This window comes from Pseudomonadota bacterium (assembly GCA_022361155.1).
Taxonomy (GTDB): domain Bacteria; phylum Myxococcota_A; class Polyangia; order Polyangiales; family JAKSBK01; genus JAKSBK01.
This window is the reverse complement of sequence record JAKSBK010000552.1, coordinates 1-25,972: the sequence shown is the minus strand read 5'-3', so window position 1 is coordinate 25,972 and position 25,972 is coordinate 1. Positions and strand designations below refer to the sequence as shown.

20 protein-coding genes are annotated in these 25,972 nt (G+C 65.3%); 8 read left to right on the top strand and 12 right to left on the bottom strand.

Annotation, left to right across the window (positions count from 1 at the left end):
- Positions 1–653, bottom strand: a 653-nt coding sequence (locus tag MJD61_20545; protein MCG8557653.1) for a glycosyltransferase family 4 protein, incomplete at its 3' end; no start/stop codon positions are given.
- Between the two features lie 356 nt (positions 654–1,009).
- Positions 1,010–2,197, bottom strand: a complete 1,188-nt coding sequence (locus MJD61_20540) for an NAD(P)-dependent oxidoreductase (GenBank protein ID MCG8557652.1) — start codon at positions 2,195–2,197, stop codon at positions 1,010–1,012.
- A gap of 1,196 nt (positions 2,198–3,393) precedes the next feature.
- Between MJD61_20540 and MJD61_20535 the strand changes: the two genes are divergently transcribed.
- Positions 3,394–4,512, top strand: coding sequence for a glycosyltransferase (locus MJD61_20535; GenBank protein MCG8557651.1), 1,119 nt, complete (start codon positions 3,394–3,396; stop codon positions 4,510–4,512).
- A 19-nt stretch (positions 4,513–4,531) separates the two neighbouring features.
- Here the strand turns inward: MJD61_20535 and MJD61_20530 are convergent, their stop codons facing one another.
- On the bottom strand, positions 4,532–5,443 hold the full coding sequence (locus tag MJD61_20530) for a glycosyltransferase family 2 protein (GenBank protein MCG8557650.1): 912 nt from the start codon (positions 5,441–5,443) through the stop codon (positions 4,532–4,534).
- Between the two features lie 281 nt (positions 5,444–5,724).
- On the opposite strand from MJD61_20530, the gene MJD61_20525 reads away from it, so the two are divergent.
- Genes MJD61_20525 through MJD61_20515 form a run of 3 tightly spaced genes read left to right on the top strand, consistent with a single transcriptional unit; the run spans position 5,725 to position 9,030 of the window.
- Complete coding sequence (locus tag MJD61_20525; GenBank protein MCG8557649.1) at positions 5,725–7,146, top strand: glycosyltransferase family 4 protein; 1,422 nt, start codon at positions 5,725–5,727, stop codon at positions 7,144–7,146.
- A 4-nt stretch (positions 7,147–7,150) separates the two neighbouring features.
- Positions 7,151–8,395, top strand: a complete 1,245-nt coding sequence (locus MJD61_20520; protein MCG8557648.1) for a glycosyltransferase family 2 protein — start codon at positions 7,151–7,153, stop codon at positions 8,393–8,395.
- Complete coding sequence (locus MJD61_20515; protein ID MCG8557647.1) at positions 8,392–9,030, top strand: hypothetical protein; 639 nt, start codon at positions 8,392–8,394, stop codon at positions 9,028–9,030. Before MJD61_20520 ends, MJD61_20515 begins: the two co-directional genes overlap by 4 nt.
- Here the strand turns inward: MJD61_20515 and MJD61_20510 are convergent.
- The 5 genes from MJD61_20510 to MJD61_20490 all read right to left on the bottom strand — a co-directional run bounded on the left by MJD61_20510 (position 9,027) and on the right by MJD61_20490 (position 15,357).
- Positions 9,027–10,538 carry a DUF1552 domain-containing protein gene (locus MJD61_20510; GenBank protein ID MCG8557646.1) on the bottom strand — a complete coding sequence of 504 codons (1,512 nt, stop codon included), beginning with the start codon at positions 10,536–10,538 and terminating at the stop codon, positions 9,027–9,029. The two genes, MJD61_20515 and MJD61_20510, sit on opposite strands and share 4 nt — an antisense overlap.
- Before the next feature lie 28 nt (positions 10,539–10,566).
- Positions 10,567–12,375 (bottom strand): DUF1592 domain-containing protein, encoded by a 1,809-nt coding sequence (locus tag MJD61_20505; protein MCG8557645.1) that lies wholly within the window; start codon positions 12,373–12,375, stop codon positions 10,567–10,569.
- Between the two features lie 383 nt (positions 12,376–12,758).
- On the bottom strand, positions 12,759–13,994 hold the full coding sequence (locus tag MJD61_20500; protein ID MCG8557644.1) for an ATP-binding protein: 1,236 nt from the start codon (positions 13,992–13,994) through the stop codon (positions 12,759–12,761).
- 94 nt (positions 13,995–14,088) lie between these two features.
- Positions 14,089–14,772 carry a Uma2 family endonuclease gene (locus MJD61_20495; protein ID MCG8557643.1) on the bottom strand — a complete coding sequence of 228 codons (684 nt, stop codon included), beginning with the start codon at positions 14,770–14,772 and terminating at the stop codon, positions 14,089–14,091.
- 120 nt (positions 14,773–14,892) lie between these two features.
- Complete coding sequence (locus MJD61_20490) at positions 14,893–15,357, bottom strand: response regulator (protein ID MCG8557642.1); 465 nt, start codon at positions 15,355–15,357, stop codon at positions 14,893–14,895.
- 296 nt (positions 15,358–15,653) lie between these two features.
- On the opposite strand from MJD61_20490, the gene MJD61_20485 reads away from it, so the two are divergent.
- Positions 15,654–16,070 carry a response regulator gene (locus tag MJD61_20485; GenBank protein ID MCG8557641.1) on the top strand — a complete coding sequence of 139 codons (417 nt, stop codon included), beginning with the start codon at positions 15,654–15,656 and terminating at the stop codon, positions 16,068–16,070.
- A 179-nt stretch (positions 16,071–16,249) separates the two neighbouring features.
- Entirely contained in the window at positions 16,250–17,458 is a 1,209-nt protein-coding gene (locus MJD61_20480; protein MCG8557640.1) for a protoglobin domain-containing protein, read from the top strand.
- 13 nt (positions 17,459–17,471) lie between these two features.
- Here MJD61_20480 and MJD61_20475 read toward each other — a convergent pair whose 3' ends face one another.
- The 4 genes from MJD61_20475 to MJD61_20460 all read right to left on the bottom strand — a co-directional run bounded on the left by MJD61_20475 (position 17,472) and on the right by MJD61_20460 (position 24,925).
- Positions 17,472–18,908, bottom strand: a complete 1,437-nt coding sequence (locus MJD61_20475; protein MCG8557639.1) for a sigma 54-interacting transcriptional regulator — start codon at positions 18,906–18,908, stop codon at positions 17,472–17,474.
- Between the two features lie 31 nt (positions 18,909–18,939).
- Entirely contained in the window at positions 18,940–20,142 is a 1,203-nt protein-coding gene (locus MJD61_20470; GenBank protein ID MCG8557638.1) for a PEGA domain-containing protein, read from the bottom strand.
- A 71-nt stretch (positions 20,143–20,213) separates the two neighbouring features.
- The gene (locus MJD61_20465) at positions 20,214–21,806 is read right to left on the bottom strand and encodes a serine/threonine protein kinase (GenBank protein MCG8557637.1); all 1,593 of its coding nucleotides are present in this window, start codon (positions 21,804–21,806) and stop codon (positions 20,214–20,216) included.
- Positions 21,807–22,036: 230 nt separating this feature from the next.
- Positions 22,037–24,925, bottom strand: coding sequence for a hypothetical protein (locus MJD61_20460; protein ID MCG8557636.1), 2,889 nt, complete (start codon positions 24,923–24,925; stop codon positions 22,037–22,039).
- A gap of 216 nt (positions 24,926–25,141) precedes the next feature.
- Between MJD61_20460 and MJD61_20455 the strand changes: the two genes are divergently transcribed.
- Together MJD61_20455 and MJD61_20450 are read left to right on the top strand one after the other, a co-directional pair.
- Complete coding sequence (locus tag MJD61_20455; protein MCG8557635.1) at positions 25,142–25,783, top strand: NAD(P)H-dependent oxidoreductase; 642 nt, start codon at positions 25,142–25,144, stop codon at positions 25,781–25,783.
- Between the two features lie 3 nt (positions 25,784–25,786).
- The coding region (locus MJD61_20450) for a cation:proton antiporter (protein ID MCG8557634.1) at positions 25,787–25,972 on the top strand (186 nt) is incomplete at its 3' end.

Below are 25,972 nucleotides of genomic sequence, written 5' to 3'. Positions count from 1 at the left end.
GCTGCACCCATCCTGGCGCAGCTTGTCTCGTCGTTCCACAGAGCCTCGATGCGCTCGGCCATGGCGTCGGGATCACCTGGAGGTACGAGCAAGCCGTTATCGTCTTCGCGCACGTAGTCGCGTACACCGCTGGAGTTGGTGACGACCTGCGCTTTACCCAAGTGCATGAAGGCAACCATAGTGGAGTGCCCGCATGGAATAAGCTCATGCGCGAGCGGAAGCACGCAGAAACGACTATCGGCCATGAGGCGATTGAAGCGTTCGAGTCCCACGTCCATGAGGACCGTTACGTTGGCGGGTGGGGACAGTCCCTGCAAGTTGCGCGGTCGCGCAATGATCAGGGCAGGAATCCGTGGAAGTTTGCGCATGGCCTCGATGAACGTCGAGTAGTCCCGTCCCTCGGCGCCCCCAGAGAAGATGTAGGGACCGTCCATCACACCGGGATCCTCGATATCGACGACTGGCGGCTTTGCTCCCCAGCGCAGGAAGTCGAAGCGCTGCTCCCGTAAACCCAGCTCGCTCGCGTACAGCTCGCGTTCCATGTTGGACGCAACCACGAAATGGTCCACGCGCGACAGCGCCCGGCGCATGAAGCGTCTCCTAACGCCGGCAGGCAGCTCAATGAAATGAAACGTCCACGCGATGTGGGGCACCCGCCGTCCTCCTCGCACCAACAGGAATGCCTCAGTTCGGGCGGCCATAGCCGGCCCGTGGCTGACGAGTAAGCCCCGCTCCAGTCTTCCTGTATCCTTCGCGGCCTGATAGGCAGCCCGATGGAAGCTCATGCGCGACAGCGAAAGCTTCGACTCAAGCAGCCCTCGCGGTCCCGTGTCGTGATGAATCCAGCGACAGCCTTCTTCCGGGCGCCGGCACACGCCCTCGAAGAAGCGCCATCCGCCAGCGGAAAACCCAGCAACGTTGACGATGGCAGAGCGCATGGAACGCTGAGATTCCAGCTGAGCCGAGTGCGATTGGGACTCCGAAACGGGACTGAGCCATCTGACAGCCGTCATCCGGCGACCCCCCCTGCCCCTGCCAGTTGATCGGCTGCTGTGTTAACGCGCTGCTGCAAGATGGACCAAATCTCCCCGGCCCGACTCGCCTCGAGTTCCACGTCGTCCATCTGCAGCACCGCTTCTGGAAGCACACGGCGCCGGACGCGAGCACCCTTCAGCAAGCCAATAGGAACGTGATCCGGGTGGGCAGCGGCTGCCACTGCCATACCCCGAACCTCGAAGCCACCGATGGCATGATCGATCACTTCGTCCACTTCGAGAGCCCGTTTGGCGACCGCCGCCACCGACGCGTACGGCACAGGCGAGCAGAACATCAGAGGTGCGTCCCCGGCCGCGGCGCTGCGCAAGGTCTTTGGTACCTCCAACGCACAGAGGTGGTAGGGCCGCAGCAGCACATACGCACTTCGGCCCTTGGTCAGCAGCTTCTCGTACGGCCCATAGTGGGGAAGCGTGCGAGATACGTCGTGCTTCGCCAATAAGAAGACGCCAGGTGGGGCGCCGGCTGCTACGACATAATCGCTGACTGGACAGCCGAGCTTCTCTGCGTCCTTGACGAGGTAATCTGTCTCGGCGAGATCAGAGACCTTGCGTCCCGTCATGCCGTCGCGAACAAAGATCGCCCCGAGCGCATTTGCGCATAGCGCCTGCTCGATTTGCAGCTTGGTACCGTCCGTGAAAGACGTCGTCTCAACGAGGCTGAGCCCTTGGCGCTCGCTCCAGTACTCCATGTTCGCCCGCGTTGGATTGGGCTCGAGAAAGCCCTTGATATTGACATAGGCCATTGGTCGAAACCCCATTCCCAGCGCGTCCCTCTTCAGCAGGGCCGTGGCGCCAGGCTGGTCTCCCTCGGCCTCCGTAAGGTAGCCTCGACCATGGAAATAGGGGCCCGTCGTCACGTGGAACTCGGCGTTCATCGTGACGACTTTCTTACCGCTCGCGAGCGCACTTTCAACCACGACCGTAGCGTGCAGCGGATCGCCACTAGCCTCCAACACGATGTCGCAACGCTCCAGCAGTTCGTCAAGCGACAGCGTCAGCGTACCCGCATCTATGCCATCAATGGCCGTATCTTTGCGGCGAGTGAGAACCCTGGCAACAGCCAGATCTCGTGCGTTGCGAAGCTCTGCCACGACGCTGCGTGCAATGAACCCGGTGCCAACGATGCCTACTCGTACCATCATTACCTTTGCTACGACAAAAAATGTTTGCCCTGAAGTAGCGAGGAGCCATCATGCCGGCGAGGTCATCGACCAACTCCTGAAGTACGGGAGGCTCCAATCGTAAGTCCGCTCTTCTTGGCCTGCCGGCAGGTACACGATGTTACAAGTCAAGTATCATCTACAGCGCCAGTGACAGTGGGATAAGTGAGAGCAGTCACTGCGCCACCATGGATCGATGACCCCCCCAGTCATAACGGTGAAAGCGCGCAGCCATCCGAACAACGGACGTCGCAACCATGTCCGTTGGGCGGCCGCCACGCAGGCGCGCCGGGGCTCAGGGGTTGGCGCCAGGGCAGAATCGCCCACGTCTGAGTACCAAAACGGTCACTCACTAATGGATCGAGGATGGCACCGCCCAGGTCCCGGCCAAGAGCCTCTCGAGCCCGACGAGCCCTGCATGTCCGTTGGGCGGCCGCCACGCAGGCGCGCCGGGGGCGCGCCGGGGCTCAGGGGTTGGCGCCAGGGCAGAATCGCCCACGTCTGAGTACCAAAACGGTCACTCACTAATGGATCGAGGATAGCACCGCCCAGGTCCCGGCCAAGAGCCTCTCGAGCCCGACGAGCCCTTTCGGTGCCCTCCCCCACAGAATTGGGGTACGAAGGGGGCGACACGAGAAGGACCCCAAGGGGCCCGATTCGTCGGTCACGGATGAGGAGCTTGAGGCTTAAGTCCTCAATACCTGGGTGGGAGGCTCCGAGTGGCTGCAGCATCAGATCCCTGAGGTCCTTGCGGAAGCGAGAGAGAATCGATTCCTCGATTTCGTTCTTCGTCATTGCGGCATATCTCCTCCTCAAGTCACTTCCGCGAAGATCGCCTGATACAGGCGATCAGTAACGGATCGCGTTGACAGAAGCTGTAGCGGTCGACTCATGGGGGTCGCATGCGTTCCCGCGGCGGAATCTCCGTCGCTGCGCCCGCGTGGGACAGCTCGGCCAGTCCCATCCTGGCCCTCGTCACGACAGTCAGCGCACGTTCAGGCGATAACCTTAGGTCCTGACGAGCTTCCGACGGGCCCAAGACTGATGCCACGGTTGACCGCTATTCAGCCCAGCGTGCGCCCACAGCGTGTCGAAAACCGGCCGTACCTGGTCTTAAGGGCGCGCGGCTCGTGGTTTGGAGTTGCTTCGGATGCTCGTGAAGCGGATGAGTGACTGACATGGACTCTCGCGTGGGTGTAGTTGTGATCGGCCGGAACGAGCGCTCGAACCTCGAGACCACACTCGCGTCAGCGCTCGCACAAAGTGCGCAAGTGCTTTACGTAGACAGCGGCTCGACTGACGGCAGTGCGCCTTTCGCGCGCTCGAAGGGCGTGGCCACGGTAGAGCTGGACGATTCGGTTCCCCACACGGCTGCTCGGGGGCGAAATGCGGGTCTCGCTTGGTTGCTCGAGCATCGCCCGGAAGTGCGCTTCGTCCAGTTCCTCGATGGGGACACGGCGCTCTGCCCTGGCTGGCTCGCACACGCCGTCGAGTTCCTGTCGAGTCATCCCCGATACGCTGTTGTAGCCGGACAGCTCAGAGAACGTGAACCGGATCGCAACGTGTATCACCGGCTGGCAGACATGGAATGGCGTGCCACGCCGGGCCCTACCGAGAGCGTGGGTGGCAACGCCATGATGACAGTCGAGGCTCTGCAGCAGGTGGAGGGGTTCCGGCAGGATATCGCGGCCGGAGAGGAGTTCGAGCTGTGTGCTCGCATACGCGCGGCCGGTTGGTCGGTGATGCAGCTCTCGCGCGAGATGGCTACGCACGACATAGGAATGGAGCGGTTGGGGCAGTGGTGGACCCGCTGTGTGCGCCACGGCGTTGCGCTGGCGCGACAGGCACTCAACGCTGAAGACCATTCGCAGATGGATCGCCATCGCTGGACGAAGAAGATGGTATCCGCGCTCACCTGGGGCGGCCTCGTGCCCTTGACGCTTGTTTCATTGCCGCTTCCGTTGGCCGCACGCGCGACAGCGCTATGCGGTGCCTATGGCTGGCTCGGCGGCAAGATCGCGCGAGCTCAACGTGCCAAGGGGTGGGATGAGTCGGATAGCATGCTCTACGCAGCTAGCTGTGTTGCCGGCAAGCTGCCTGAGGCCGCTGGGGTCATGTCCTTTGCCGCAGAGCGGGCCCGCGGTATCGTCCGCGCCGGAACCTGGCAAGCGCCACGGGCCAGTTCCGCCACCGCCGTCCCGGCGCGACCCGCTCAAGCAAGGAACTCCCGGGCCCGTACCCATACCTGTCTGCAGGCGGCGCCGATGCGCCGCCCCGATCGCGTTGCGCGCACTTGACGCGCGACGAAGTTCCGGATCATGCCACTTTCGCAGGCAATCGAAAGAGCGGCGCCTTGAGACGCTCCACCACGCGCGCCTTCTCGAGCGGCCGTCGCCTCGCGAGGTCGAGGAGGTCGCGCGCCAGTAGGAGCACGGGCTCAGCGCTCTCAACGGCCACAGCGCGCACGATTCCATGGTGTTTCCGCATGTAGTAGTAGCGGCTGCTAAAATAGTGCTCCGCAATGCATCCCGCCGCCAACGGGGCACCCGTGGCTCGTGCGGAGCTGCCTGCGCAATGCTCGGCCACTGCCTCCCCGACCGCCCAAATCTCGGCCCCGGCCTCCCTGGCGCTCGCACACAGGTCGCTTTCCTCAAAGTAGAGGAAGAAACGTGGGTCGAAGCCACCCAGGTCACGAAAAAGCTCAGTGCGTACCATCAAGGCCGCACCGCTCACCCAATTGGTTCGGAAAGGCTCCGCACCGGGGAGGATCGTGCGCATAGCGCGCCCACGACCGAGACCCGTATGCAGCAGCACCGAAGCCAGTGGCTCCAGCATGCCAGCGTGCTGCAAGGTCTCTCCGTTCCTTATGGCCGGACCACAGATGCCGGCCTTAGGGTGCTCCTTCATGAACCGCTCGAGAATGCGCAGGGCGCCGGAATGCAAGGCCGCGTCGGGATTCAGAAAAAGCAGATAGGGTGTGGTCGCCCCGCGCGCTCCCAGATTGCAGCCGCGTCCAAACCCGAGATTCCCCCCACTATCGATGGCCTTCACCCAGGGGTAGTGCGCGCGCACCAGATCAAGCGCGCCGTCGCCACTCCGATTGTCGACGACCACGCAGCGGAGCCCTCGCTCGCGCCGATCCTGCTCCAGGGACCGCAGCGCGTTGTCGATAGTCGAGATCGAATTGTACGTCACGACCACCACCGTAGTGGCGCTGGTGTCGTTCAAGCTCTTGGTGATACGGCTCAAAACTCGGACGTTCGGCGGAAGTAAGGAACGATGTTCTCCGCTCAGAGTGCTCGTCACTGGTGAACGGCCTCGATTGGGGCCTTCTTTAGCAGGACCCCGCGTTGCGCTCGTTGCGACGGCCGGCTCGACGCGTTTCGGATACGCTCAATCGCCGGAACCTCGATTCTTGATCTTGGCGCAACAAGCGTGAGTTCCGCTCCCGTCAGGGGTAAAGTCCGGTCGCCTGCACCCGTATTCGGTAGGCGCGAGCAAGAGCGAGCATGCGCAACGAACCAGCACCGAGAATCGCATACCTGGTCAGCCAGTATCCGGCGACATCACACACTTTCATCCGCCGAGAGATCGCCCATCTTCGCAGTCAGGGGCTGGAGGTGGATACCTTCAGTGTTCGGCGCGCGCGCGTCGAGGCCCTGGTCTCCGATGCGGACCGGCGCGAAGCCGAAAGCACGCACTCGATTCTGCCCACCTCGTTGAAGAAGCTCGCCACCGCGCACGGGCGCACCCTGCTCCGGCACCCGGACCGCTATCTGCAAGTGCTCCGGCAGGCTGTACGCAATCGGGTACCCGGGAGCCGCGCGCTGGTGTGGAGTCTGTTCCATTTCGGGGAAGCCATGTTGTTGGTCGACGAGCTTCGCGAGCGCGGCGCAACCCGGGTGCACACGCACTTCGCAAATGCGGGCGCGCAGGTTTCGTTGCTGGCCGCAGCCTACCTGAAGCTGCCATGGAGCCTGACGCTGCACGGACCAAGCGACTACGAGTACCCGTCCAGCGAGCTGCTGGCGCACATGGTCGATGCGGCTGACTTCGTGGCCTGCATCTCCCATTACGGCCGCTCGCAGGCCATGCTGCGTGTGCCGAGCCGGCTGTGGGAGAAGCTGCACATGGTGCGCTGCGGTCTCGATACGGTGGAGCTGCAGCGTGTCGCTCCCAAGTCGCGCGACACCGAAGGTCCGGTGCGGCTCTTGTGCGTGGCCCGGCTCGACAGGCAGAAGGCGCTGGAGGGTCTGGTTGAGGCCGTCGGCGAAGTGGTCGACAGCGGCGTCGACCTACAGCTACGCCTCGTTGGTGCGGGGCCCGACCGAGCGGCGCTCCGGTCCTACATTCGAGTTCGCGGTCTAACCGGGCGGATCAAGCTGCTGGGGCCGCTCGGCGGCCGGGATCTGTGGTCCGAGTTCCTGGGTGCCGACATGTTCGCCATGTCGAGCCTGATGGAGGGACTCCCGGTGGTTCTGATGGAAGCCATGACGCTGGGACTCCCCGTGATCGCTCCCCGCGTGGCCGGCATTCCCGAGCTGGTCGTCGATGAAGAGACAGGGCTCCTGTACCACCCATCCGACTGGAGCGGATTGGCGGCTTGCATCAGGCGCCTGGCAGCGGACGAGGACCTACGGTCGCGGCTTGCGGCGCGCGCGAGGGACAAGGTGACGGTTCAGCACAGTGTCGAGGTTGCCTGTGAGCCGCTGCTGCGCCTCCTAACGTCGAGCGCCCGGGACGGCGAGGCCGCGCAAGTCGACGTCATCGCCCCACAACCGACCCACTCTTCGGTGCAGCCGCCGGTACCCACTGCCGCGACGGCGAGCGCTGTGCAGAGCTCTATCTCGGCACCCGAGGTCAGCGTGCCCACCGACGCTGGCCCGGTACCTGACACGACGGGCACACCAGAGCTCGTACCGGCCCGCTAGCAACATGGGGCTCGCTCAGCTGATCACAGCCCTGGACGGCATCTGGAGGCTCGCCGCATCCGCGCTGAGCGTGCCCACCGCGGTGTTCGTTGGGGAGTGCATTGCCGCGCAGTTCCCGACGCCCCGTAGCCCGAAACCCCGCAGGGGCGGTCCCATTTCTACGGTGGTGGTGGTCCCTGCCCATAACGAACAGGCGGTCATCGCGAAGACCGTCGCGCACCTGCTCGAGCAGGTGCGGTCGCAGGCACGGGTGCTGGTGGTCGCGGACAACTGCGATGATCAGACCGCCCGCCGGGCGCGCGATGCTGGCGCGGAGGTTCTTGTGAGGCAGGACCGCCAGCGACGCGGCAAGGGATTCGCCATCCAGTATGCGCTCGAGCACCTCGCCGCCAACGCGCCCGACGTGGTGGTCGTCTTCGACGCGGACTGCGCGGTGGCCTCGGACTCGGAAGCCACACTGCTTGAGCTGGCAGCGCTGGCCCACGAGCTGGGGCGTCCGGTGCAGGCGGAGTCAGGGTGCACTCTTCCGCCAAACCCGACGCCTAGGATCGTCGTTTCTGCTCTCGCCTACCTGGTCCGTAGCTGGATCCGGCGACGAGGGCTCAAGCGTCTCGGGCTTCCTTGCCACCTTGGCGGAACGGGCATGGCACTACCCTGGAGCGTGCTTCGCGAAGTACATGGGTACCACGACGACCTCGTCGAAGACCTCGTGATGGGCCTGGACCTCACGCGAACCGGCTACCCGCCCTACTTCATGCACGAGGCGAGGGTGGTCAGTCCCCTGCCGGAACGCGACCAAGCCGCACAGACACAACGTCGCCGTTGGGAGCACGGCCACCTGGCTGCACTCGTCAGCACGGCACCCCGGCTGTTGCTGCGTGGCCTCTACGAAGGTCGCAAGGAGCTCATTGCACAGGGCCTCGACCTCATGGTCCCACCGCTGGCGTTTTTGGTGAGCTTGCAGCTTCTTTTGATCGCTGGAGGAGCGTGCCTCGCGTGGGCCGGAGCCTCTCCGCTTGCGTTGTTCATCTCTGGCGCAGGCCTTCTGGCACTCTGCGCCGCCGTGCTCATTTCCTGGGCACGCTTCGCTCGCCGCGAGATTCCCATGCGCTTCATCCTCACGGTGCCGGCTTATGTGCTCTGGAAGATTCCGATCTACTTGTCGTTCTTGCTTGGCAGACAGGAAAGAAACTGGGTGCGGACCGAGCGTCGGACAGAGCAGGCCCGCGAGCCTGAGCCCAGGTCGTGAGAAACACGCTTTCAGGCCTGGCTCACGTCGCACCTTGGCTTTCGCTTGCACCCTCGGCCGCGGGAGGCTGGGAGCCCGGGATCGGCGACCCCAGCTTCGTGGGGTGGTTCACGGTGTTTGCCTACTTCGCGGCAGCCGCCCTTTGCTGGCGCCGCCGGGCACCCATGGAAGCCTCGCGCCCGCAGCGTGTGGCCGGCCTGTGGTTGGGGCTGTGCATGCTGCTGCTGCTGCTGGGGGTGAACAAACAACTCGACCTCCAAACCTGGTTCACCGTGTCGGCTCGTCACGTTGTCACGGAACTGGGCTGGTACGATCAGCGCAGGACGCTGCAAGCTGTGTTGATCTCTGTGGTGGGGCTCGGTGGCCTCGGCTGCGTTGCAGTGCTCCTGTGGTTCGCCCGTGGTCAGCTGAGGCAGCTGCGCCTCCCGCTCGCCGGCAGTGCCTTGCTCATCAGCTTCGTGGTGATCCGAGCCGCCTCATTCCACCACGTCGACGAGATGCTCGGAGTGCGCGTTGCCGACCTGCGGACGAACCGGATCCTGGAGCTCGGGGGCATCGGCTTGATAGCCGCCGGCGCCTGGCAAAGGGGCGTAGGGAATGGTCGCACGGACGGGCCGGTGACGCGAGCTGGCTAAGCCTTCAACAACGGCAGCACGTCGCTCGCGTTTTGGATCACGCCATGTGCGTGGGTGGGGCGGTAGGCGTCCGAGACGTATGGATAGCCGTATCCGGTAGGGCCGTTGTGTTCCACTCCCTGCCATTCCTTTTGCGGAAGCCCCATCGCCTGGAGCACGGTTGCCAGCCACTGGTTGTACGTCAAGCCAGAGTAGCCGCGTTCCTTGCCCCACTTCTGGGTCATTCCCTCCTGCGTGCGCCGCCGGTAGTCGACGCAAACCCCTGTCTTCAGGAACCCCGCAGCGCTACCAGCCGTGATCACCGGCATACTTCTCGCGTTGTGCGTTTCCTCACCGCTTTCGTTACACCAGACGATCAGAGTACTGTCCAGCACGCTGGAGCCCGCACCGTCTTCCACGTCGAGCTTTCGCGCGAGATCGAGAAACACCTCCCGAAAGACGGCGCCGTTCGCTTGCTGCAGCTTGAGCTGTGCGTCTGGTTTTTCCCACTGGTGAGCCACGGCCTGATGCCAGTCACCGCCGTGCGCAACGAAGACCTCCTCCACCACCCCCACAACCGCGATTCGACTTGCACCGCATAGGAAGGCTGCTGCGATCACGTCGTTGAGCGCCTGGTAGTATCCTCGAGGGTCCGTGCTCGATGCCGGCGCGCTCAGGTCATTGCAGGTCGCGTGCCGGACACGCGTGCTCAGGCGCCGTTGCAACTCGGACAGGCGGTCCATATGATCGTCGAGGCGCTGGCGATCGGCCCCGGAGAGCCTGCGGTTGGATTGCTTTAGACTGCGGTAGCTCTCGATCACACGGTCCACGATAGGTTGCCGCGGTTTGCCAGAAGGCCCGCTGGTGGGTTCGAAGATCGCATTGAAGATCTTGACCGGGTCGCGCTCGGACCGCACTTCCTGGATGTCTCCCGTCCTGGCCGAAGGATTCGAGTAGCCCCAGCACAGCCTGCCCATCTTGCCGGTCACGATCGAGCGCAGCCGGATCCCCGTGAGGTCGGGGTAGAACCTGGCAGACCAGGCCATGAGCTGGTCGATGGTGGGCATCGGATGGCGTTGAGCTTCCTTGCCCTCGCTACCGTTGCCATCGTTGCGGGCGAAGTTCCCGAGGTGTCCGCCGGTGTGGTGACCGATGTAGAACGGGATATCGAGACCCCTGAGCACGTTCATCTTGGCCACGAGGCTCGATGTGAGCTCGCTGGTCGGCGCGCGCAGCACCTCGGAAATGACCGACTGCCCGCCCTGCTGCGTGGCCCTGAGCGTTCCGCTGCGGATCGCGTGGCCCGGATACAGTGGCTGGTCAGGACCCAACAAGCGCTCGGGCGGGAAGATCTTGTCCTCGAACAGACCTCCGTGATTGGAGGCGATCGCCACGAAGCGGGGCTCCCTCGGCGCCCGCGCCTTTGCTCCGGAGGGCAGAAGCGACGGGAGCCAGGGCAAGGCGAGCGCGAAACCACCGCCCCCGTAAAGAAACTGCCTTCGTGCCAGGTTGCGAGCTTTGCGGTGCATCAGCCTTGTTCTCCTTGTAGGGTCCCCGTCATTCGGTAAACAACCGCTGCCTGAACTCGGGGGCGAGGGCCGCCTCCCGTAGCATCGTCGCGATAGAGCCGCCCTGACCCAGCGCTCTCCATAGCTGGTCGAGCGCACAGCCGTCTTTTTCGTCGTCCTCCCAGCGCCCGAAGGTGAAGCGGAAGTAGTGGCGCGCCATGCACGCCTGCGCCTTGCCGCTGTCGAGGATGAGCCTCATCAGATCCTGCGCGCCCGCCGACGGAGTCTCGTCGCCCGGCACGACGTTCGGCATCGTGCTGGTGTCGATAGGTGCAGCGCCCGTCTCGTTGCCCTCGGCGTCAAACAAGCGCTGGACCTCCCGCCAGCGTCCCAGGCCATCGAAGTCCTCGGTCGCAAACCCCAGCGGGTTGATGAGCGTGGCGTGACAACCCGCACATGCGCTGCCCGGCTGCTCGGTCAACGCCTCGACCACCTCGCGGGTCCCCGCGGTGTCCGTGGGTTCCGTGGAGTTGCTGGCCGCGTTGTCCGGCGGCGGCGGAATCGGGTCGCACAACATGTTGGTACGGATGAACACACCTTTCATGATGGGCCGGGTATTGGCTGAGCCTGTGGCGACGAAGGCGGCGCGGGTAAGCATCCCCGGTCTCTGTCCTGCGGGAAACCTGGTCGGCTCGGCACCGTCCACGTGCACCGGAATGCCGTACAGGTCCGCTAGCTCCTGTGTACGCGCGAACGAGAGCTCGCTCGACAGCAGCGCGTCGAACCCAGAGGGGTCGTCCCAGGTGTGATGCTGGACCAGATCGAGCACCTCATCGATCATCTGTCCTCGCAGCTCGGACGACGGTAGGTTCGGACCCGCGAATGCCTTGAACACCGGTTGGTCGTTGAGCGTGTCCATGGCCGGCACGTCCTCCAGCTTGAGCCAGTCACGATAAAACTCTCGCGTTGTTTCACGCGTGCGCGGATCAGCGAACAGGCGCTCGACCTGCTCCCGATACGGGCCGGGATCCGCCAATGCTCCACTTGCGGCCGCATCCCAAAGCTCCTGATCCGGCATCGTGTCCCAGAAATGATAGGAAAGTCGGCTCGCCAGCTCGAACGCGTCGAGCTCCTGCGGCTCGTCAGGGTTGGTCTCGGCTCCCCCGTGCTCCACCAGGTAAAGGAACTGCGGCGCGCTGAGGATACCCGCAATCACGTCCGCAACGCCTTCGGGCGCGACTCCGGGCGAGAGTCCATAGAACCCCAAATAGAAGTCGACCTCGTCCGTGCTCAGCGGTCGTCGTAGCGCGAGCCCCCCGAACCGCTGCACGAACTCGCGCAGGCATACTTCGTCGTTGGTAGCGTCAGTGTCCGCCGCGCACGTCCCCAGCGCGCTCGCGATGCGGCTCGAATCCGAGAGCAGACGCCCGACTTCCAAGGCTAGCTCATAGGTGGCTTCGACGTACGCTTGTGAGACGTCCTGGTCCAACCTGCGATAGCTGCCGTGCAGATCCTGAGGCAGCTTCTTGCGTTGCTCCTCCGGCAACAGGTCCAGCTGGCTCGCGAGTGCATCAAAGGCGCTGCTCGCGATTGCTTCGTCGGCCAGTGTCCTCCGCAACAAATCGGCAAGCGTGCGCGTGATCTGTCGCTTGCTGAGGCGGCTCCAACCAGGCGACGGAGCTGCGATGGCACTGGCATCACAGGCAAACGGACCCCCCTGCATCGAGCCATCTCCCAGACGAAACGGGGACGTAGTGCCCAGGTCCACCCGGCCGTCGGACACAGTGTCGCCCGCCGGCCCGATACATCCCGCTGCCAGCATCGCGCCGGCCAAGAAAGCGGGCACAGGTGGCTGCATCCTGCCTGCGTGTGTCTCGCCCACCGACAGGTGCGGGCGCTGGCGCTTACCTGAGGAACTCGGCTCCGTACAACTCACTTCTCGCAACCTCGTCGCCTAGCTTCACTCGGTACCAATCGGGTAGTCGGGTAGTTTTTTCAATGTAGAGGGATATGTACTGCTGTGGTAAAATCGTTTGAACGCATGGGAATCAATGCGATTTTTTATTGAATTTTGGTGTCCGTGAGCCGCGCCGCCCGGCTGTTCGGTCGACAGCCGCGGTCGCCCAGTACGGCCCAACAAAAAGCCTGAATCGGTTCCAAGAACGCCAGCAACGCCTGCGCTTCGCCCTCGGCCCGCCCTTCAATGCGCCCCTCAGCGCGCACCGGGGTATTCGCCTTGGTTCAGGACAACAGCTGGAACAGAGGGATGGCGAAGAGTCGATCGTCCAGCTGTACGGCCTCGACTCCGTTGTAGCCCAGGACTGCTGCCTGCACGCCAGACGAGCCCATCAGCGCGCGCAGACCCTTGAGGTCACGACCGTCAAAACGCGTTGCTGCCTTGACCTCGATCGCTATCGAGCTCCGGGGCTGGGCAACCACGAAGTCGACCTCGTAACGGCCTTGAACGTGCCAGAATGACACTTCGTACCGCGGAGCGTGCGACGCCATCAGGCTGAGCAGATTCTGAGCCACGAACGTCTCGAACAACGGGCCGCGTACGAACGGCTCGGATCGCGAATCAAGCTCACGGACACCCATGAGGAAGGCTGCGAGCCCCGAGTCTGCCATGAAGATCTTCGGCGACTTCACGAGCCGACTCTGGCGATTACGCAGGAAGGGCGGAACTCTGCGAGCAACGAAGGAGACCTCGAGCAACCCGAGATAGCGCGAGACCGTGGAGGGGGGCAGATGGGCATCGCGCGCGAGGTCGCTCTGGTTGAGAATCGAGCCTGTACGGTGAGCCACGAGGTGCAGGAGACGACGGAAGCCCGCGAGGTCGGCGACGCGCGCGAGATCGCGCAGGTCGCGCTCGAGGTAGGTCTGCTCGTAGCCTGACAGCCAGGTGTCTGCGACTTCGGGGGGCCGGCCATGGACGGGTGGCATGCCGCCGGCCAGCACCTCGGCGTCCGTCACGGGCCGGCTCGCCACCGCTTGGCCGGGAAGCTTCGAGCGCTCCAGGAAGTCAAGGAGAAAGGGCCGCCTGTGGGTTGCACGGGTTGCTTCGCGCAGAGAAAAGGGCTCGAGTCTCAGATGTACAGCGCGCCCAGCCAGTGACTCGCTAACGCCTTTGAGTAACGAGAGGTTGGCCGAGCCGCTGAGCAGAAACCGACCCGGCTCGCGGTTGGCGTCGACCTTGCGCTTGATCGCGACCAGGAGCTCTGGACAACGCTGAACCTCGTCAATGGTGAGCGCGCCTGAATCCGACACCAGCGCCTCGGGGTTGTGCCGAGCCGCCTCCAACGTTGCGAAGTCGTCCAGCGTCAGATACCGCCGCCCACGACACGTCGGATCATGCTGCAGCAAGGTCGTCTTTCCAGTCTGCCGCATCCCGGTGACCACCACGACAGGCATATACGACAAGCACCTGCCCAGCCGCACACTCAGGTCTCGCGGGATGTAGTTGTCATAATCAGCCATTATATGGTGGATTATGACAGGTGGATGCGCGATTCCAAGGGCTTCCGCGCCGGGCGCAAGCCGCTGGTGGGGCGCGCCCATCGTTGTCGAAGGCCTACAAGCCTGCGTCTTCGTACACGGAGGACAGGGACAGGTCGAGACCCACGCAGGCTAGCTTGATCCGATCCTCTTCAGCATAGACGGTGTTACGAAACCCGGTGTCTGCTCTTTCGTGCACCTCGATGCGGCGCGAGGTCCGAGACACCAGCATCACCGCCTGCAACGACGGAATGCTCTTGTAGTGCTGCAGCTTCTCGCCGCGATCATAGGCGGCGGTGCTGTTGCTGAGCACTTCGACCAGGAGCTTCGGGTTGGTGACGGTCGTATCGCTTTGCGGGTCTCGTTGCGGGTCGCCGCACACCACGGTGACATCCGGATAGGTGGCGAGCCCTGTTTCCAGGACGCGAATGCGCAGGTCGGCGGTGTAGACACGGCAGGGCCCGCCTCGCAACGACACCAGCAGGGCAGATGCGATGGACGCGGCCAGGGCCGCGTGCTCGGGGGTCCCCCCCGCCATGCCGTAGATTTCTCCGTTGAAGAACTCGTGCTTGACGTTCGACGCGTCTTCAAGGGTCAGGTACTCCCGAAAAGTGTAGCTGTGGCGAGGGGCGGGCTGGCTCACGCCCGGATCATAGCGGCGGCGGCGCCGCTCGGCCAAGCTCAGCGTGCTTTCGTGGTCTATCCCGGCTCCGAGCGCTACCCGATGACGCAAGACGCCGAAGTCATCGGGCAGCGCCAATTGGCAGCGTTGCTCCAGGACCTGGCGAACGTGGCTCGAGCGTGACGGCTGCTGCGGGGGCGTTGACGTGGTGTCGGCGCACGAGCTCGCCGGTCGCGGCCGCCTATTGTGGGACGGACCCTATGCCGTAGGCGTAAGCGCCTGCTCGAACTCGAGCCGTTCGCTCAGCCTTTGCTGAACGAGCGATTGTATGAGCGCCAGGATCTCGCCCTCCTGGCCCTTCTCGAAGACGCAGTCCACGGCGCCCTCGTAGCGCTGGGACATGGCTCCGTAGGTTCCAACATAGGCCGTACACAGCACCCGCCACACGTGAGGCCAGAGCTCTCCCACGATGCGCAAGAGGGTCACTCCATCGATGCCAGGCATGTCTCCATCGCTAAGCACGAGATCGATGTTGCCGGAGGACAGGTACGCGAGGGCCTCGTGGGCGTCCTGCGCCTGCACCACGGAAACCTCGCGACGGCGCAACAGACGCGCAAGCGTGTTGGCAAAAGACACGCTGTCATCCACGACCAGAACGACGATTGGCCAGCTCGAGGACACCCGACGCTCGAAGTGCGGCACGTTCATCGCGTAACCCTTCACGATCCTGCCCTGGACACTACACCCGACCCTTTGCCGACCCTTTGCCCGCAGAGCGCTCGATCCTAGCTCAGGGCGTGGATCGGTGGAACCACCTTTCAACAGAATTCACGCGCTTGTGCACCCAGCCGGATTAGGTCCCTCGGTGCCCGTCCCGAGACTCCAGACCCGACATGGCGCAGCGCGGCATCGCCCACCTTGACACTGGGTCTTGACACTGGGTCGAGCGATCACAGATTGAGGGTGCGAGACATCCGACACACGACAGCTTGTGGTGTCCTGCAGATCGGCTGGATGTCATGACCAGACACATCCTCGTCGTGGACGATCACCGGGGCTCGCGACAGGCGCTGGCGGAGTTGCTGCAGGTCGAGGGCTATGAGGTGTCAGAGGCTCGCGACGGCGCCACCGCGCTCGCGATTTGCACCCTCAACGACGTTGATGCCGCAGTCGTGGATTACACGCTCCCGGACATCGACGGGGTACGTCTCACGGGTGAGCTTCGAGAGAGCAGGCCCAACCTCGCCGTCATCGTGGTGAGCAGCGTGACCAAGTACCGGCTGAGCGGTGGAAAGCTGGCCGCCAACGATCACGCGAGCGCCGCCAAGAACGCCGGTGCAAGCGCATTCCTTTCAAAACCACTTGACATCGGGACCCTGCTCGCGTCGCTGCACGCGGTTGTAGGCCGACGCCGGCCTCGAAAAAGCTGCGGCTGAAAGCGTCATACGTGCAAGACTTGCGTCGACGAGAAGCGTCGCTGGAGGGCTCGGCTCCGGCGTGGCGTAAGGGCTAGCGCATTGCGCAGCCGGCATACGCCTTGCGTGTGAGCGCGGAAGCCAAGGATCCGCCACACCCGCGGTCCAGCTTGACACAGCCCGCGACGACGAACTAGCTCATGCCCGTGGCCACCGTTGAAGTCCTGTATCAGCTCGCCAGCTATGTGGGCTTCACCAAGGACGACCAGGAGCTGCTTTGCGCCATGGGGCCTGTCGTCGAGCCCCACTTCAACGACATCGTGGAACGGTTCTACCTCGAGGTCAGGCGGCAACCCGCAACCGCCGCCATCGTGAGCGAGCCGCAGCAAATCGAACGGCTCAAGGGCGCGCTCCGCAGCTGGCTCAAGACGCTCTTCGCCGGAACCTACGACGAAGCCTACTTCGAGAAACGGGCGCGCATCGGACGCACCCACGTCCGCATTCAGCTGGAACAACGCTTCATGTTCTCGGCCATGAACGTAGTTCGCAGGGGCCTGCACGAAGGCTTGCGCCGGGTCGACTGGCCTCGCGACCGCGCCGAAAGGGGGCACGATGCGCTGGACAAGATCTGCGACATCGAGCTTGGAATCATGCTTGAGACATATCGCGAAGACTACGTGCTCAGGCGCACGGCGGAAAGCGAGATCATGGCTGCGATGGGCAGACTGACCGCCGGGCTCGCCCACGAGATCCGTAATCCGCTCAACGCAGCCAAGCTCCAACTCGAGCTGATGCGTCGCACCGCTCGCGGGCTAACAGACGGCTCCGATCGCGAGCAGATCGGTAAACGCGTGGACATCGTCAACGGGGAGCTTGAACGCCTTTCGGCGCTATTGGACGACTTCCTGAGTCTCGCACGGCCGCACGCGATCGAGTCCCACGCCCTGGATCTTTCCCAACTCATCGTGGAGATCGCGGCGCTGCAGGCCCCCGCGGTCGAGGACAAGGGTGTAACCCTGCTGCATCGCCCCGGGCGTGACCTTCCCAAGGTCCAGGCTGACCCAGCCCGGATCAAGCAGGTGCTGCTGAATCTCATCACCAACGCCGTGGAAGCGACCCAGGGACGCGCCGACGCCAGGGTGGAGGTGTCCGCTCACACACTCGACGACGGCTACGTTGAAGTCTGGGTAAGGGATAACGGTACCGGGATCGAGCCCGAGGTCATGGATCGCGTGTTCCAGTCCTTCGTCACGACCAAAGACGCGGGCACGGGGTTGGGGCTGACCATCGTCAAGAGCATCATCGATCGCCACGGCGGCAGCATACGACTCGAACCCGCGGCGGACTGCGGTGTGCTCGCGCGCTTCACGCTGCCGACGGCTCGGACGCGTCACGCCAGTGTCCTGTAGCGCCGCCATCGGACTATGAGTCCTCGTCCAGCTGATATTCCTTCAGGCGCTTCATGAACGTGCGCAGCGGCATGCCGATCAGCTTCGCGGCTTGGGCTCTGTGACCGCCGGTCTTGATCAAGGCTTCCCGCATGAGGTTGGACTCGAGCTGTTGAAGCCGCTCCTTGAGAGGAGGGCCAGCGAGCGATTCGGGCGCCCCCGGCCCGCTGCTCGCTGGCGGGTCCGGCCGAGCGCGCAGTGTGTCGGGCAGGTCCTCGAGCCCTATCAGATCACCCTCTGCGAGCACGGCGGCTTGCTCCACGACGTTGCGCAGTTGGCGCACGTTGCCCGGCCAGGCGTATCGTTTCAGGCACTCGATGGCAGAGGCAGAAAGGTCCTTGGGGCAATCGTCGGGCAGGCGTTTGCCTCGCAGGAATTGGTGGGCCAACGGCACGATCTCCTCCACGCGCTCTCGCAAAGGCGGCACATGCAATCGCATGCCTTCGATCCTGTGCAGAAGGTCTTCACGGAATTGCCCCTCCTGACACATCTGCGCGAGATTGCGGTTGGTCGCCGCGATCAAGCGTACGCTGGTCGGACGCTCCCGCTCCGATCCCAGGCGAGTGACGCTACCGGTTTCCAGGACACGCAACAGCGCAGCTTGTGCACGCTCGGACAGCTCGCCCACCTCGTCGAGAAACAAGCTGCCACCGTCCGCCTGCTCGAAGAGCCCGGCGGCGGCTCTCGTGGCCCCGGTGAACGCACCCTTTTCGTGCCCGAACAAGACGCTCTCGAGCAGGCCCGCCGGCAGTGCAGCCGAGTTGACGACCTTGAACGGACCAGCCGCCCTTGGGCTCGCTTCGTGGATGGTGTGAGCCACCACCTCCTTGCCTACCCCGGTCTCGCCGGTGACCAGAACCGGGAGCAGCGTGCGGGCCATCTTGCGCGCGTTGCCATGCACCCGAAGCATCGCCGAGCTCTCGACCACGATGTCGCCGGCCGAGGTCTCGCTGCGGGCGGACACCGAGCCCATCATGACGCCGGAGGACTCCACGCTCAGTGCTCGCCGAATCTCCCGCCGGTCGGACAGCTCGGACTCGGTGTCGTGGATCCTGATCGACAGCTTGAGCTCTCCGAGCACCGCCACGTCACCGTCGCCGAGGGTCGCTTCCCGGATGCGCACTCCCTGCAGCCAGCAGCCGTTTCTCGACCCGAGATCGCGAATCCGTATGCCGCTCGGACCGAAAGCGACGTGCGCGTGCTGCCGCGACAGGCTGCGGTCATCGGCCACGAGCTGCGCTGGGCTCGAGCGCCCGATCACGGCCTCCTCCCCGCGCCGCAGGCGCAGGACGCTATGGCCACGGGAGCCATAAAGGACTAGCAGCGCCTGTAGCGGCAACGGCTTGCGCGCCAGCTCGATGGGCCGCACCTCGAGCGTGCTTTCTTCGTGCTTGCTCAAAACTTCACTCACCTTGCCTGGAACGCGGGGCCTTGGGCGGGCCTTACCAGCGTGTCCGCAGCTCGGAGTAGAGCATAGCGCCGGAGCCCGGCCGCACCATCCACGCAACCTGCAGCGTGTCCTCGTCCTGGCCCTGCTTCCTGCCGGTGCGAGCGTCGTTGCTCCACAGCATCCAGCCGAGCCCCGCTGCCGCAGCCACCGCGCCGGTTGCCCACAGCACGTCGGAAGTCACGGCCAAGACTCTGGCTCGTGACTGCTTGGATCGCAGATCCGGCCGCGGGCAGGGCCGGGCACCGGCGCACGCCTCCACGACCTGCCGGTCAGCACGCAGGGCAAACCACCCGCTGGCCAGCCCTGCCGCCACCAAGCCCGAGCCCCCGACGAGCAGTCCGAGGGCCGCGCCGGGGGTCGTGTCGTGCGTGGAGACAGGCTCCAGGCTTGGACCGGACCAGCCGCTCGAGACGGGCTCGGTGCTGCGCCGGTCTTGTTGACTCAGAAGGGCAGCAGCGCCGGCTTCGGGAGCGGCTGCCCGCCCATCGCTCGAGGAGCCTGGCGTCCCGGACGAGGGGGAGCCTGGCGGCGGCACGGAAGCGGACGCCAGGGCTTTCGTCTCCTGCAGCACGATACGGTGGGTCACGGTCTGGCCCGCACGCACGTCGAGCTCGTTGCGAAGGTTCGCAAAGCCCTCGGCTGCGGCCTCGACGACGTGCGACCCGGGCACCAAGTACATGTGCCGTGCGGCGCCTGGGGCCAGGGGCTGTCCATCGACGCGCACCTCGCTGCTCTCGGGCGACACCAAAAGCCTCACGTCGGCCACCTGCCGGAGCGCCTCGCCGCGCATGGAGCGAGCGCGCTCGCGGCTTTCGGAGTCATATACCGGGTCGCTCGTGCGCAGGTACTCGTCCAACGTTTCCAGCATCGCCGTGAAACGGCGTTGGTGTTGGAGTGTGACGGCAAGATTGAAGCGTGTGGGAGAACGATCCACCAGGTCGAGCGAGCGGCGAAATGCTTGCTCGGCTTCGACCCAGCGTTCTTGCTCGGCAAGACGCGACCCTGCCTCGAATTCGGCGCGGGCAGCGGCCAAGTCCGCGCTCGGTCGATCAGGCTGAGCCCAGGCACTGCAGCACTGCCAGGCAGCGAAGCCCGTCGCGAGGGACACGATCAGGAGAGGAAGCGCCCCGAAGGACGCCCGGGCAGGGCGTGAACCGAGCGCCCGCCCGCGCTCCACGCGCCAGCGCCAGTACACTGCGGGCCCGGTGGAGCTGCTAGGTGCTTGACCAAGGGGCGATGCTTGGAGCGGATAGGTTCTTGGGCCTCCTACCACGTCTCGAGCCTCGCCTTGCGCGTGACTGCTGCAGCGCGCGCAGGCGACTGCCGGGCTGGTGCAGCTTCGGATCTCGCCCACGGCACAAGCTCGGCAGCGTCTTGGCGAGGGAATTCGGGACGGTCTCGCCTGCCCCCCGGCAACCGGCGACCGGCTCTCGCCCGGTCCGGGTTGGGTAGCTGCTCGGGCCCGGCACCGCGCGCCCGCACGGCCCCGCGTGCCGGTACAACGGCCCGCACAGTCTGGTGGGCACGCGCTCCGTGGCGCGAGAGCTCGCTGCCGGCGACTGCGCGCGGGGACGAGGCTGCCGCGGATTCGGCATGCGATGCGACATGCGTGCCGTCGCCGGTTACGGAAGCAGCCCTGTATGGGCCAGAGCGGCTCTCGTGGTCCCGCCAGTCTGGCGCGGCAAGTCGAGCTTGCTCGGGACTGCCGGGCGGACCGGGGAGCAGCAAGTACGGGCCGCTCGGATCGGCACGGCCGCTCGGATCGGCACGGCCGCTCGCGTGCTGCTGGTGCGCTCGCGTGCTGCCGTCGCCCTGCAAGGCCCACAGGAATCCACTCACCAGCACGAAGGCCGACGCCGTCAACGCGACGTTCCACACACGGCTTGTGGCGCCGGCAGCAGATTCGCGCGGCCGCTCCAGGGGCGGACTGGGGCCCTCGATGCTGACGGTGGCCTCCGCCGGGGTCCGCGCTTGCGCGAGCCAGTCGGCCCAGTCAGGCAGTCCGGTGGGGTCCGGGCGGGCTGGCAAGCTCGTGCCATCCGCCAGCGCGCCGTGCATCAACGCCCGCACAAACTGCTCCACCGTCCCGTAGCGTTCACCGGGACGCTTTGACAGCGCCCTCGAAAGCACCGAACGCAAGCCCGCACCCGGGCGGCTTGACGTGGCGAACGGTTTCGGCGTCTCGTAGACGATGTTGAACATCAACTCGGCGATGTTGCCGCCCGAGAAAGGCGGATGGCCGCCAACGCAGTGATACAGGACCGCCGCCAGGCCCCACACATCCGTAGCGTACGCCGTCCGCTCGCCACGAACCTGCTCCGGCGCCATGTAGGCCGGAGTGCCCAGGGCCTGCCCGGTGCGGGTGGCCAGGCTGTCTCCAAGTGCTCTGGCGATACCGAAATCGATCAGCTTGGGCAGCGCCGGTCCGGACGAAGTATCCAGGAAGATGTTGGACGGCTTCACGTCTCGGTGAATAACGCCTCGCCCGTGCGCGAGACGCACCGCTCCCATGATTGGAATCAGCAGCTCGAGTGCCTCCTGGGTGCTGAGAACCTGCCGGCGCGCAAGCTCTTGCTCGAGCGAGTGGCCGCTTAGCAGCTCCATGACCAGGTACAGCGTGCCGTCCGGCTCCGTGCCGCAGCCGAGCGTCCGCACGATGTTGGGGTGGCTGAGAGACGCCGCAATGCGCGCTTCTCTAATGAAACGGGCGCGCCGCTGCAGCGACTCCGTACCTTCCGGCCGCAGGACCTTGATCGCGACGGGGTTGCCGGTCCTGTGATCGGTAGCAGCGTAGACTTTGCCCATACCACCGGCGCCGACCTGCTGCCTCAGCGCGAACCGACCTCCCTCCAATTGCATGGGCAAGTGTGTATCATCGGCAGCCAGCCCGATCCACCGGGAGCCTGGGCGGATGTAACCGTTCACGGGGTGACCACGCTTGCACGACGGCTTCCCAGGCGGTCTTCTGGGCGGCTTTCGTCCTCGGCCTCGCCCTGCGAAGTACGCAAAGTACTCCTCGGGCGATTCCTGCGGGCGCGCTCGCCCAGAAGACCTAACCTCCGCTCGACCGACGCGGCCACCGGCCGGGTTCAGGGCCTCTGGCAAGACATGGGAGCCGTGGCTGCGCCGCGGCTCTGGCGCTTGCAGACCAGACCGCAGTCGCACTGGCGGTCACTCATGCAAGGACCCGTGTCCTCCGTGCAGGGACATTGTGCCGAGCAGTGCCCGGACTGCCCGCAGGCAGCGATGCAGACGTTGAAATCGGCAGGCAACCCGAAGTCGCTGCCGTTGCTGTTGCCGCATCGCAGGTCTCCTGCGCACTGGGCGTCGTTCTCACAGTGGCCCTGCCCGTGGGCGCAGGGGCAGCTTGGGTCCGCGCAGAAATTGGCGGCAGGTTGGCTCCGATCCAGAGCCGGGCACTCTGCTTCGTGGCCGTACACAACGCGCATCGGCTTGCCCTGGGGATCGACCGCGAGCACATGCAGGGTCCCAGGGCGGATGGTGCCCGCAACGGGCGCCGCCCCCAGGGCGATGGCCGTGTCCACCCATCTGCTCGCCCAGGCTTGGTCGAACCAGGTCAGCCATAGATTGCCGTTGTCGCCCCAGGCGTAGACAAGCTGGTGGCTGAGCTTCCAGTGAGCGCTGGTCGGCGGCGCGCGCAGCCTCGGGCCGTCGTAGCCCCGCGCATTCCAGCCACCGTTGCCGAAAAGGGTCCACTCCACGGGCCTGCGACTCGGATCCAGACCCCACACGTTCACGCAGCAGCCGCTGACCCCGACGGTGAAGGGTGCCGAGGCGAAGGGACCCACGACAAGGCTGGCCGGGATGGGTCGCGGGTCGAGAACCTTCACCCAACTGCTCCAGGCTCCGCTCGCGAACGTGCGATGCATGAGCTCGTTCTGGGTCGATTTGACGAACAGCTCCAGACGATTGGACACGATGGAAGCCACCGAGGGCCTGGAATCGATCCAGCCCACGCTCGCGTCGGTGACAAGCCGCCAATTCGGCAGCCACGACCCGCCCTGCCAAGTCCGCCAGTACAGCGACCCGTTGACCGCGCGCACGAAAAGCTCGATGCGATCCGGGCCCCGAGCCATGGCAGACGGAGCCTCGTTCGCAACCATGAGACCCGACAGCTCCTGGCCGAGACGGTAGCTGCCTTCCCGGTAGATTTCGTGCCTGAGCCTGCCTCCGCCCACAATGGAAAATACGTCCAGCTCGCCCTCACGGCGGGACACGACGGCCAGCGGCTGACCGAGCCTGGGTTCCCCATCCGCCACCACGGAATGCAGCGTGCGGGCGATCCACGCGATCGTGCCCGGTGTGGCGACGCTGACGGCTTGAACGCCCTCGGACGAAGCCGCCAGCTGCCGGGACATCATCGCTGCGAGGAAGAGGAATCCAGGGCTGCCGCCCAGCCCGACCTCAGGGTGATTGTATTCGGCCAGGCAGGGGCCGCTCACGCCGGCGCGCCCGATCGGGCCACCCGTATCCTGGACGAAATCCAGGATGTCTCCTCGCTGTGGACCAGCGGCGCCCAGGTCCACGTCCTGCGCTACCCGGGATACGCTGCGCAGGACGTCGACGCCGCCCGGCATGGGAGGACCCCAGCTCAGGCAGAACATCCTGACGCCCACCATGCCCAGGGGGACCCCTCCCTGGCTCTTCTTGGAGACACCCGGCCACAGAGGCTGAGTGTAGCCTCGAGTCGTGCCCCGTATCCTTACCGGGGAAGCCAACTCGAACAGCGCCAGGTCGATGCCCGGCGCGTGGCAAGCGTCCCCTTCGGTCGGCGTGGCCTGATCTGCCAGGTTGGATGGGTGCCGCACGACACGCAGCACAGGCACGATCTGCTCGGCCTCGCCGCTGCCGAGTCGCGCCACGACTTCGGGGCTGTTGTCGCGGCCTACCGGATGACAGCTTGCAGGCCCCAGGGCCCAGCGGTTGGTCAGCATCGTGGCCAGGCAGCCACCTATGCGCACGGTGCCATGTTCGCCTGGCGGCAGGATCTCACATCCGCTTCCCGAGGCTCCGCAGGGCGGGATGAGGCGGCGGCAGTCGGTGCTGCACGTTCCGTACTCGCCCGCATTCGGCCCGTCGTCGCAGCGTTCCGGACCGTTGATTTCTCCGTCGCCGCAGTGGGGCGCTCGCTCGAGGCAGCCCGGCATGCAGCCGCCGTACTCGCCCAGATTGTTGCCGTTGTCGCAGCTCTCCCCGTTGTTGACGATGGCGTCGCCGCAGCGCGCCGAAGCGCACCGGCCGTCCTGGCATGAAGTGACGGCGACGGTCGGATGGGATTCGGAGCAGCGGTGATCGCAGGTCCCGCAGTGGCGGCCGTTGCTGAGGATGCTCGTCTCGCAGCCGTTGTCGACGCTGCTATCGCAATCCGCGAAGCCGTCGTCGCAGGATGTGAGCAGGCAGGTCCCGCCTGCGCAGCTGGCTCGGGTGTTCGGGAACTGGCAGCGCACGCCGCACTGGCCACAATTGTCCCTGGTCCGCAGATCTGCTTCGCAGCCGTTATCGGGATCCCCGTCGCAGTCCGCAAAGAAGGCTTCGCACTCCCACGCGCACCGACCCTTGCTGCAGGTTGCTACCGCGTTGCTTCGCGCGCAGCCTCGCTCGCATGCTCCACAGTGCTCCACGTCTGTCATGAGAGCCGTCTCGCAACCCGTAGCCGGATCACCATCGCAGTTCGCGTAGCCGCTGCCAGCTTCGCATCGCGGGTCGCACCGAGGCTCGACGCACGCGACCCTGGGCGGGCGGATGACCGGTACGGCAACCGGCAGCGAGATCGCCACGCGCGGCACTTCCGGAGCCTTGGTCGGCGAAGTGAGCTCGACGTTGTCGGATTTGAGCGCGGCCGTACAGCCAGACTGGACAAGGCAGGCGAGCGTCAGGGCGGCGATCCCGGCGGCGGCAACCCGGTGCCCTGCGACTCCGGGTGACCCGCGAGCCGGCTGATCGATCTGCCCAGGCACGACAACACCTCCTCGGGATCTGGCAAGCAGCGCGGTCACTCCAGGCAGCGCAATCCTTCTCGCTCCGGCCGAGCGAGTCAACCGGGCCCTGTGGCCCGCCTGCTTCCAGCCGAAAGCTGCCGGGGACGCGCCGGCCCGCAAAAAGCCCCGCGCACCGGGCCGACCCGCTGCATTGCACCCTTGCTCTCGGGACCCTGCTAGAGTGTCCGGGCTCAAATGGCCCGCCTCGCCTATCGCGTCCTCGTGCTGTTCGCGCACCCTGCGTTCGAGACATCGAAAATCAATCGGCGCCTTGCGGAAGCACCGCAATCGCTCGAGGGCGTCACCTTGCGGGACCTGTACCAGGTCTATCCGGACTTCGACGTCGACGTCGAAGCCGAGCAGGACTCGCTGCTCGAGCACGACGTCGTCGTCTTTCAGCACCCGCTCTACTGGTACAGCGCACCCCCGCTCCTCAAACAGTGGCAGGATCTGGTCTTGGAGCACGGCTGGGCCTACGGCGGTGGAGGCAACGCGCTCCGGGGCAAGCTGGCGCTGCACGTGACCACCACGGGCGCCAGCGAAGCGACGTATGCCCGCGGTGCCACGAACCGCTTCACCCTGGCCGAATACCTCAGGCCCTTTGAAAGCACGGCGCTGCTCTGCGGGATGCACTACCTGCCGCCCTTTGCGGTGCACGGGACCCACGGCTTGAGTCCCGCACAGACCGAAGCGCACGTACGCGATTACCGCCGGCTGCTCGTGGCGCTGCGTGACAGCACCCTCGATCGAGCTCGCGCAGCCAAAGTCGCACGGCTGAACGCACAGCTCGATGCGCTGATCGGCTCCTCCCCGAGCACTGCCTCCAACGGAGCATAGCCGATGGCTGGCCAAGGTTTCTTCCTTCAGGCGTTCGTGTTCCTGGCTGCGGCGGTGGTGTCGGTGCCGCTCGCCAAGCGTCTCGGGCTCGGTTCGGTGCTGGGCTATCTGCTTGCAGGCATAGCGATTGGCCCTTTTGGTCTCGAGCTGCTGGGGGATGAAGTGCAGGACGTGATGCACTTCGCCGAG

What these genes read in the sequence shown, in the direction of transcription:
- MJD61_20540 (MCG8557652.1), bottom strand. Translation starts at nt 2,197, where the DNA reads ATGATGGTACGAGTAGGCATCGTTGGCACCGGGTTCATTGCACGCAGC.
- MJD61_20535 (MCG8557651.1), top strand. Translation starts at nt 3,394, where the DNA reads ATGGACTCTCGCGTGGGTGTAGTTGTGATCGGCCGGAACGAGCGCTCG.
- MJD61_20525 (MCG8557649.1), top strand. Translation starts at nt 5,725, where the DNA reads ATGCGCAACGAACCAGCACCGAGAATCGCATACCTGGTCAGCCAGTAT.
- MJD61_20520 (MCG8557648.1), top strand. Translation starts at nt 7,151, where the DNA reads ATGGGGCTCGCTCAGCTGATCACAGCCCTGGACGGCATCTGGAGGCTC.
- MJD61_20510 (MCG8557646.1), bottom strand. Translation starts at nt 10,538, where the DNA reads ATGCACCGCAAAGCTCGCAACCTGGCACGAAGGCAGTTTCTTTACGGG.
- MJD61_20505 (MCG8557645.1), bottom strand. Translation starts at nt 12,375, where the DNA reads ATGCAGCCACCTGTGCCCGCTTTCTTGGCCGGCGCGATGCTGGCAGCG.
- MJD61_20500 (MCG8557644.1), bottom strand. Translation starts at nt 13,994, where the DNA reads ATGGCTGATTATGACAACTACATCCCGCGAGACCTGAGTGTGCGGCTG.
- MJD61_20485 (MCG8557641.1), top strand. Translation starts at nt 15,654, where the DNA reads ATGACCAGACACATCCTCGTCGTGGACGATCACCGGGGCTCGCGACAG.
- MJD61_20480 (MCG8557640.1), top strand. Translation starts at nt 16,250, where the DNA reads ATGCCCGTGGCCACCGTTGAAGTCCTGTATCAGCTCGCCAGCTATGTG.
- MJD61_20465 (MCG8557637.1), bottom strand. Translation starts at nt 21,806, where the DNA reads ATGCAATTGGAGGGAGGTCGGTTCGCGCTGAGGCAGCAGGTCGGCGCC.
- MJD61_20455 (MCG8557635.1), top strand. Translation starts at nt 25,142, where the DNA reads ATGGCCCGCCTCGCCTATCGCGTCCTCGTGCTGTTCGCGCACCCTGCG.